8 protein-coding genes are annotated in these 7,532 nt (G+C 71.7%); 1 reads left to right on the top strand and 7 read right to left on the bottom strand.

Annotation, left to right across the window (positions count from 1 at the left end):
- Positions 1 to 171 precede the first annotated feature (171 nt).
- From HDG68_RS10585 to HDG68_RS10560, 6 genes are all read right to left on the bottom strand, one after another.
- The gene (locus tag HDG68_RS10585) at positions 172 to 549 is read right to left on the bottom strand and encodes a chorismate mutase (RefSeq protein ID WP_172151846.1); all 378 of its coding nucleotides are present in this window, start codon (positions 547 to 549) and stop codon (positions 172 to 174) included.
- Between the two features lie 90 nt (positions 550 to 639).
- Complete coding sequence (gene clpX, locus HDG68_RS10580) at positions 640 to 1,905, bottom strand: ATP-dependent Clp protease ATP-binding subunit ClpX (protein ID WP_172151844.1); 1,266 nt, start codon at positions 1,903 to 1,905, stop codon at positions 640 to 642.
- 144 nt (positions 1,906 to 2,049) lie between these two features.
- Positions 2,050 to 2,763, bottom strand: a complete 714-nt coding sequence (locus HDG68_RS10575; RefSeq protein WP_246253800.1) for an ATP-dependent Clp protease proteolytic subunit — start codon at positions 2,761 to 2,763, stop codon at positions 2,050 to 2,052.
- A gap of 47 nt (positions 2,764 to 2,810) precedes the next feature.
- Entirely contained in the window at positions 2,811 to 3,431 is a 621-nt protein-coding gene (locus tag HDG68_RS10570; protein WP_172151886.1) for an ATP-dependent Clp protease proteolytic subunit, read from the bottom strand.
- A 204-nt stretch (positions 3,432 to 3,635) separates the two neighbouring features.
- Positions 3,636 to 5,060 carry a trigger factor gene (gene tig / locus HDG68_RS10565; protein ID WP_172151884.1) on the bottom strand — a complete coding sequence of 475 codons (1,425 nt, stop codon included), beginning with the start codon at positions 5,058 to 5,060 and terminating at the stop codon, positions 3,636 to 3,638.
- Between the two features lie 206 nt (positions 5,061 to 5,266).
- The gene (locus HDG68_RS10560; protein WP_172151842.1) at positions 5,267 to 5,881 is read right to left on the bottom strand and encodes a helix-turn-helix domain-containing protein; all 615 of its coding nucleotides are present in this window, start codon (positions 5,879 to 5,881) and stop codon (positions 5,267 to 5,269) included.
- A 66-nt stretch (positions 5,882 to 5,947) separates the two neighbouring features.
- On the opposite strand from HDG68_RS10560, the gene HDG68_RS10555 reads away from it, so the two are divergent.
- Positions 5,948 to 6,913 carry an NAD(P)/FAD-dependent oxidoreductase gene (locus HDG68_RS10555; protein ID WP_172151840.1) on the top strand — a complete coding sequence of 322 codons (966 nt, stop codon included), beginning with the start codon at positions 5,948 to 5,950 and terminating at the stop codon, positions 6,911 to 6,913.
- Positions 6,914 to 6,922: 9 nt separating this feature from the next.
- Here HDG68_RS10555 and HDG68_RS10550 read toward each other — a convergent pair whose 3' ends face one another.
- Positions 6,923 to 7,522 (bottom strand): DUF4190 domain-containing protein, encoded by a 600-nt coding sequence (locus HDG68_RS10550; protein WP_172151838.1) that lies wholly within the window; start codon positions 7,520 to 7,522, stop codon positions 6,923 to 6,925.
- Between the last annotated feature and the right edge of the window lie 10 nt (positions 7,523 to 7,532).

Below are 7,532 nucleotides of genomic sequence, written 5' to 3'. Positions count from 1 at the left end.
TGCCTGAAGAACTACATCGCCCGCAACCTCTACCGAGCCCTCAAACGAGCCGACCTCTCACAGACCCCTTGACAACCCATAGAAGCCTCTCGCGGAGATGTTGCCTACCTGGCGGGAGAGCTGCCTACCTCGCGGAGGAGTTGCCTACGTCGAGGGAGCGTTCGGCGCTCTTCAACTGTAGGTGTCCAGGGGCGGCGCCTCGCCGGCGCGCCGGCCGGCGGCGTGCTCGGCGGCGATGCGCTCGTGGTGGCGGATCACCTCGGAGACGATGAAGTGGCGGAACTCCTCGGCGAACTGCGGGTCCAGCCCGGCGCCGGAGGCGATGGTCTTGAGCCGCTCGATCTGCTGGCGGTCGCGCTGCGGGTCCGCGGGCGGCATCCCGTGGGTCGCCTTGAGCTCGCCCACGCGGTGGGTGGCCCGGAACCGTTCGGCGAGCAGGTGCACCAGCGCGGCGTCGATGTTGTCGATCGTTCCCCGCAGGGCCAGGATCTCTGCCGGCAGCGCACGCCCGGTCTCGGGCACGGGTGCTTCGTCGAAGGGCTCAGCCATGACTCGATCCTACGGTCGCCGCATCGTCGCGGGGCGACCGACCGCCATGCGGATCGTCACGGTGGTGTCCGACGGCGGTACGCCCCGGGCTCAGGCGGACTTGCGGTTGCGCACGGGCCCGGAGCTGCGCGGCACGATGGTCGGGTTGACGTTCTCCTCGACGACCTCGCGCGTGACCACGACGCCCTCGACGTCGTCGCGGCTCGGGACGTCGAACATCACCTGCTGGAGGACCTCCTCCATGATGGCGCGCAGCCCGCGTGCGCCGGTCCCCCGCAGCAGCGCCTGCTCGGCGATGGCGTCCACGGCGTCGTCGGCGAACTCGAGGCGCACGCCGTCGATCTCGAACATGCGCTGGTACTGCTTGACGAGCGCGTTGCGCGGCTCGGTGAGGATGCGCACGAGCGCGTCGCGGTCCAGCGGCGAGACCGAGGCGATGACGGGCAGCCGCCCGATGAACTCGGGGATGAGCCCGTACTTGTGCAGGTCCTCCGGACGCACCTCGGAGAAGAGGTCCTCGTCGGCCGCGGACTCCATCGGCGCGGAGAACCCGATGCCGCGCTTGCGCGCGCGGGCGGCGATGATGTCGTCCAGCCCGGCGAACGCGCCGGCGACGATGAACAGCACGTTCGAGGTGTCGATCTGGATGAACTCCTGGTGCGGGTGCTTGCGCCCGCCCTGAGGCGGCACCGAGGCGCTGGTGCCCTCGATGATCTTCAGCAGCGCCTGCTGCACGCCCTCGCCGGAGACGTCGCGCGTGATCGACGGGTTCTCGGCCTTGCGGGCCACCTTATCGACCTCGTCGATGTAGATGATGCCGGTCTCGGCCTTCTTGACGTCGTAGTCGGCGGCCTGGATGAGCTTGAGCAGGATGTTCTCGACGTCCTCGCCGACGTAGCCCGCCTCGGTCAGCGCGGTGGCGTCCGCGATGGCGAACGGCACGTTGAGCATCTTGGCCAGCGTCTGGGCCAGGTACGTCTTGCCCGTGCCGGTCGGGCCGATCAGCAGGATGTTGGACTTGGCGATCTCGACCGCGTCGTCGTCGTCCTTGACGACCGGCGGCGCCTGCACCCGCTTGTAGTGGTTGTACACCGCGACGGCGAGCGCCCGCTTGGCGGGTTCCTGCCCGATCACGTACTGCTCGAGGAAGTCGAAGATCTCGCGGGGCTTGGGCAGCTCCGTCATGCCGAGCTCGGTGGCCTCGCCGAGCTCCTCCTCGATGATCTCGTTGCACAGGTCGATGCACTCGTCGCAGATGTACACGCCGGGCCCGGCGATGAGCTTCTTGACCTGCTTCTGGGACTTCCCGCAGAAGGAACACTTCAACAGGTCTGCGCCGTCACCGATTCGAGCCACCGCGGGCCTCCTTGTCTCGTGCAGGTCCTCGACCCATTCCACACCACGCGGGCCGTTCTGTCAGCAGAGTTCCCCCGGTGTGGCGCGACCCGGGCCCTTCGCGAGGTGCGAGGGACCCGGGTCGCGACCGGCCGGCGGCGTCCGTCAGCGCGGCAGCGCGGCGGGCTTGCGGGACTCGAGCACCTGGTCGACCAGGCCGTAGTCCTTGGCGTCGGCGGCCGTGAGGATCTTGTCGCGCTCGATGTCGTCGCGGATCTCCTCGACCGGCTTGCCGGTGTGCCGGGCCAGCGTCTCCTCGAGCCACTCGCGCATGCGGATGAGCTCGTTGGCGTGGATCTCGATGTCGGACGCCTGGGCGTAGCCGCCGCCCTCCATCGCCGGCTGGTGGATCAGCACGCGGGCGTTCGGCAGCGCGAGGCGCTTGCCGGGCTGGCCGGCCGCGAGCAGCACCGACGCCGCCGACGCCGCCTGCCCGAGGCAGACGGTCTGGATCTGCGGCTTGATGAACTGCATCGTGTCGTACAGCGCCGTCATCGCGGTGAAGGAGCCGCCGGGCGAGTTGATGTAGATCATCACGTCGCGGTCGGGGTCCTGGGACTCCAGGACCAGCAGCTGGGCCATGATGTCGTCGGCCGACGCGTCGTCGACCTGCACGCCCATGAAGATGATGCGGTCCTCGAACAGCTTGGTGTACGGGTCCTGGCGCTTGAACCCGTAGGGGGTGCGCTCCTCGAACTGCGGCAGGACGTACCGAGAGGTCGGCGCACCGTGGGGCAGCGCGACGCCACCCGGGCGGGCGGCGCCGCCGGCGAGGCGCTCGGCGGTCATCGCGAACTGGTACTCGGCGGAGTGGCTCATGGTTCTCCTCGGTGGGAAGTCGTCGGGGGTGTGTCGACCGGGTCGGGTCAGTCGGCGGTCGTCCCGCCGCCCCCGGACACCGAGGAGGCGCTGGCGACGACGCGGTCGACGAAGCCGTACTCGAGGGCCTCGTCCGCCGTGAACCAGCTGTCACGGTCGTTGTCCTTGAGGATCTTCTCGAGTGGCTGGCCGGTCTGCTCCGCGGTCAGCTCCGCGAGCACCTTCTTCATGTGCATGATCAGCTGGGCGCCGATGCGCACGTCGGTGGCCGTGCCCCCGACACCGCCGGAGGGCTGGTGCATGAGCACGCGCGCGTGCGGCGTGATGTAGCGCTTGCCCTTGGCGCCCGAGGAGAGCAGGAACTGCCCCATCGAGGCCGCCATGCCCATCGCGACCGTGGCGACGTCGGGCTGGATGAATTGCATGGTGTCGTAGATCGCCATGCCGGCGGTGATCGAGCCGCCCGGGGAGTTGATGTAGAGGTAGATGTCCTTGTCGGGGTCCTCCGCCGCGAGCAGCATCATCTGGGCGCAGATGGCGTTCGCGTTCTCGTCGCGCACCTCCGAGCCGAGCCAGATGATGCGCTCCCTGAGGAGTCGGTTGTAGATGGAGTCGTTGAGGCCGAAGCCCTGTCCCTCGCCACGGGCCTGCGGCCCGGCGTCGTCCATCTGCAGCAGGTCAGTCACGTCCGTCTCCTTCGGTTTCGCCGTCGATCGACCCTAACGTGCACGAGCGTGCCGAAGAGTCCCGGATCGGCGCGGTTTCGCTGCTGGCGCACAGCAGGTCGGGTCCCGTTCCCCCGGGACGCTGCACGACGACGGCCCGCACCTTCACGCGGAAGGTGCGGGCCGTCGTCGTGCGGCGGGAGGCCGTCAGGCCTTGGTGGCCTCGTCGGCGGAGTCCGCCGACTCCGGCGAGGAGTCGGCCGACTCGGCGGACTCGGGCGAGGAGTCCGCGGACTCGTCCGAGTCGGCGATGGCGGACTGCGCCGCCTCGGTGGCGGCCGCGGCGGCCTCGTCGTCCTCGGCCGACCCGATGAACTCGGTCAGGTCCACCACGTTGCCCTCGGAGTCCTTGACCTCGATGTCGCGCAGGGCGACGGCCAGGGCCTTGGACCGGGCGACCTCGCCGACCATGGCCGGGATCTGGCCGGACTGGTCGAGGGTCTGGATGAACTGCTGCGGCTCCATGCCGTACTGCTGGGAGGCCTGCACCAGGTACTCGATGAGCTCACCCTGGCCGACCTGGACCTCGAGCTTCTCGGCGAGGGTGTCGAGCAGGATCTGGTTCGTGATCGCCTTGGTGGCGTCGACCGTCACCTCGGCGCGGTGCTCGTCGTCCTCGAGGCGTCCCTCCTGCTCGAGGTGACGGTGCACCTCGGCCTCGACGACGCCGGACGGCACCGGGACGTCGACGGCCTCGAGCAGCTTCTCGAGCAGGGCGTCGCGGGCGGCGACGGCCTGGTCGTTGGTCTTGGTGGAGGCGGCCTGCTCGCGCAGGTCGGCCTTGAGCTCGTCGATCGTGTCGAACTCGGAGGCCATCTGGGCGAAGTCGTCGTCCGCCTCGGGCAGCTCGCGCTCCTTGACGGAGGTGGCGGTGACGGTGACGGTCGCCTCCTCGCCCTCGTGCTCGCCGCCGGCCAGCTTCGTGGTGAAGGTGGTGGTCTCCTCGGCGGACAGACCGGTAAGGGCCTCGTCCAGACCGTCGAGCATGTTGCCCGACCCGATCTGGTAGGAGACGCCGGAGACCGAGTCGATCTCCTCGTCGCCGATGACGGCCTTGAGGTCGATGACCACGTAGTCGCCCTCGGCGGCCGGGCGGTCGATGCCGACCAGCGTGCCGAAGCGCTCGCGCAGGGACTCGAGGCGCTCGGCCACGTCCTCGTCCGAGACCTCGGTGGTCTCGACGGTCAGGTCGATGCCGGACAGCTCCGGCAGCTCGAGCTCGGGGCGGACCTCGACCTCGGCGACGAACGAGAGCTGGCCCTCGCCGGCCTTCTCGGGGATCTGGGTGACCTCGACCTCGGGCTGGCCCAGCGGGCGCAGCTCCTCGGCACCGATGGCGTCGCGGTAGAAGCCGGACAGGCCCTCGTTGACGGCGTGCTCGACGACGGCACCCCAGCCGATGCGCTGGTCGACGATGCGCGGGGGGACCTTGCCCTTGCGGAAGCCGGGGATGTTCACCTGCTCCGCGATGTGCTTGTAGGCGTGGTCGATGCTCGGCTTGAGCTCGTCGTACTCCACCTCGACGGTCAGCTTGACCTTGGTGGGCTCCAGGGTCTCGACGGCGCTCTTCACTTCGATGGTCTCCAACGGTGTCGGGTGCGTGCGCGCGCGTCGTGCCGGAGCGGTGCCGGCCTTCGTAGCTGCGGCGCTGGATGCTTGCAGGGTGTGAACCGCCCGGACGGCAGGCGTACGGGCAACCCGTCGATCATACGCCACGCGCCACTCCCCACGGCCATGCTCCCGTGGTGGGATATGCCACGGATCGGCGCGGCGGTGCGCTACTCCTGCCGCTTGGGCCGCACCCGGGTGTGCATCCGCTGCCCCTGCTTGCCGAACAGGCTGAGCAGCTCGACCGCCTCGTCGTCGGCGGGACCGAACCAGTGCGGCACGCGGGTGTCGAACTCGGCGGCCTCCCCCGGCCCCATGACGACGTCGTGGTGGCCGAGGACGAGCCGCAGCCGCCCGGCGAGCACGTAGAGCCACTCGTACCCCTCGTGCGTGCGCGGGTCGACGGTCGGTCGCGACCCCGCCTCCAGGATCATCTTGTAGGCGCCGACGTCGGGGGCGCCCGGGGTGAGCGGGATCGTCGTGGCGCCGTCGGTGGTCACGGGCTTGAGGTGCACGCGCGGGTCGCCGGTGGTCGGGGCGTCCACGAGCTCGTCGAGCGTCACGCCGTGCGCCCGGGCGAGCGGGAGCAGCAGCTCGAGGGTCGGGCGCCGCGCACCGGACTCGAGCCGCGACAGGGTGCTGGTGGAGATCCCGGTGGTGGCGGAGAGCTCGGCGAGCGTCGCCCCGCGGGCCTGCCGCAGACTGCGCAGCCGCGGCCCGACCGTGCCGAGCGCGGCGTCGAGCGTCGTGCGGGCGGACGGTCCGTCGTCGTGCCGGTGGGCCATGCCCCCCATGTTGCCGATCCGGCAACGCTCGTTGCAACCCGAGCGGACGGCTCCCACTCTGGACCCATGAGCGATCCCCTGGACACGACCTACGACGTGCTGGTGATCGGCGGCGGTGCCGCCGGCCTCAGCGGAGCCCTCACCCTGGCGCGCGCCCGATGGCGCGTCGCCGTCGTCGACGCCGGCTCGCCCCGCAACGCCCCGGCCGGTGCCGTGCACGGCCTGCTCGGCCGCGAGGGCGTCTCCCCCGCTGCCCTCCTCGCGACCGGGCGGCGCGAGGTGCGCGCCGTCGGCGGGCGGGTCGTCCAGGGCCTGGTCCGCCAGGTCACCCGGGACGACGGCGGCACCCACCCCTTCACGATCACGCTCGAGGACGGTCGGGTGGCCCGGTCGCGCCGCCTGCTGGTGGCGACCGGGCTGCGCGACGACCTCCCCGACCTCCCCGGCCTCGCGGCACGGTTCGGTCGCGACGTGCTGCACTGCCCCTTCTGCCACGGCCACGAGGTCCGCGACCGCCGCCTCGGCGTCCTGGCCACCGGGCCGCACGCCGTCCGTCAGGCCCTGCTGTTCCGCCAGTGGAGCCCGCACGTGACGCTGCTCGCTCACACCGGCGGCGAGCCGACGGGAGAGGACGCGGTGCGGCTCGCGGCCCGCGGGGTCGACGTCGTCACCGGCGTCGTGCGCGCGCTGGACGTCCACCACGACCGGTTGACCGGCGTCGTGCTGACGGACGGCACCGTCGTCGCCCTCGACGCCCTCGTCGTGGCGACCACCATGCGCGCCCGCACCGACGCCCTGACGCACCTCGGGCTCGAGACCGCGACGCTGCCCGGCGGCCTCGGCGAGCACGTGGTCGCCGAGGCAGGCCGGACCGCCGTGCCGGGTGTGTGGGTGGCGGGCAACGCCACGTCGCTGCACGCCCAGGTGACCACTGCCGCCTCCGAGGGCACCTGGGCCGCCGCCCAGATCACGGCCGACCTGGTCGAGGAGGACACCGCCGCGGCCGTGGCGGAATCCGTGCCGGCACCGTAGCGGCGGGCCTCAGTAGTACTGCGGACCCGGGGCGGAGAAGAGGAAGGCGCCCAGCGCGACGACCAGCAGCAGCGTCGACACCCCGACCCAGCCGAGCACGACGCCGGCGATCGCCAGCGCACGCCCGTCCTGCGGGGCGGTCGCCGGCGCCTTGCGGATCTGGGCGAGCGCGACGTACCCGAAGATCAGGGCCAGGACGCTGCCCACCCAGTACAGCCACAGGATGCCGACCACCAGGGACGCGACCGCGAGCCCGTTCGTGCGCCGCGGGGCGTACGGGTACGGCGCCGGGGCCCCGGGATACCCGCCGCCCTGCGGTCCGCCGCCCTGGTACGGGCCCGGCGGGTACCCGCCGGCCTGGTACGCCGGAGCGCCCCGGTACGCGCCCGGCACCTCGTAGGGCTGCGGCATCCTCGGCGGCGCGGGGGCCGCGTACGGGTGCGTCGTCGGCTGCCCGGCGCCCGGCGCCGCGTAGCCGTCCGGCGGGCGCGGCGCGTCGAACGGGGTGCTGGCCGACGACGCCGGGGGCGGCACCGCGAAGGGCTGCGTCGGCTCCTGCTGCGGGTGCTCGCCGCGCGGCGCGGCGTACGGGTCGTGGGGGTCGGTCACGGCGGTCTCC

Source organism: Isoptericola chiayiensis (genome assembly GCF_013149805.1).
Taxonomy (GTDB): Bacteria; Actinomycetota; Actinomycetes; order Actinomycetales; family Cellulomonadaceae; genus Isoptericola; species Isoptericola chiayiensis.
The sequence above is the reverse complement of the archived record's forward strand: the minus strand, read 5'-3'. Positions and strand labels throughout refer to the sequence as shown.

Bases quoted from the DNA above. Each gene is read 5' to 3' on its own strand.
- HDG68_RS10585 (WP_172151846.1), bottom strand. From the start codon at position 549: ATGGCTGAGCCCTTCGACGAAGCACCCGTGCCCGAGACCGGGCGTGCG.
- HDG68_RS10570 (WP_172151886.1), bottom strand. From the start codon at position 3,431: ATGGACGACGCCGGGCCGCAGGCCCGTGGCGAGGGACAGGGCTTCGGC.
- HDG68_RS10575 (WP_246253800.1), bottom strand. From the start codon at position 2,763: ATGAGCCACTCCGCCGAGTACCAGTTCGCGATGACCGCCGAGCGCCTC.
- HDG68_RS10555 (WP_172151840.1), top strand. From the start codon at position 5,948: ATGAGCGATCCCCTGGACACGACCTACGACGTGCTGGTGATCGGCGGC.
- HDG68_RS10560 (WP_172151842.1), bottom strand. From the start codon at position 5,881: ATGGCCCACCGGCACGACGACGGACCGTCCGCCCGCACGACGCTCGAC.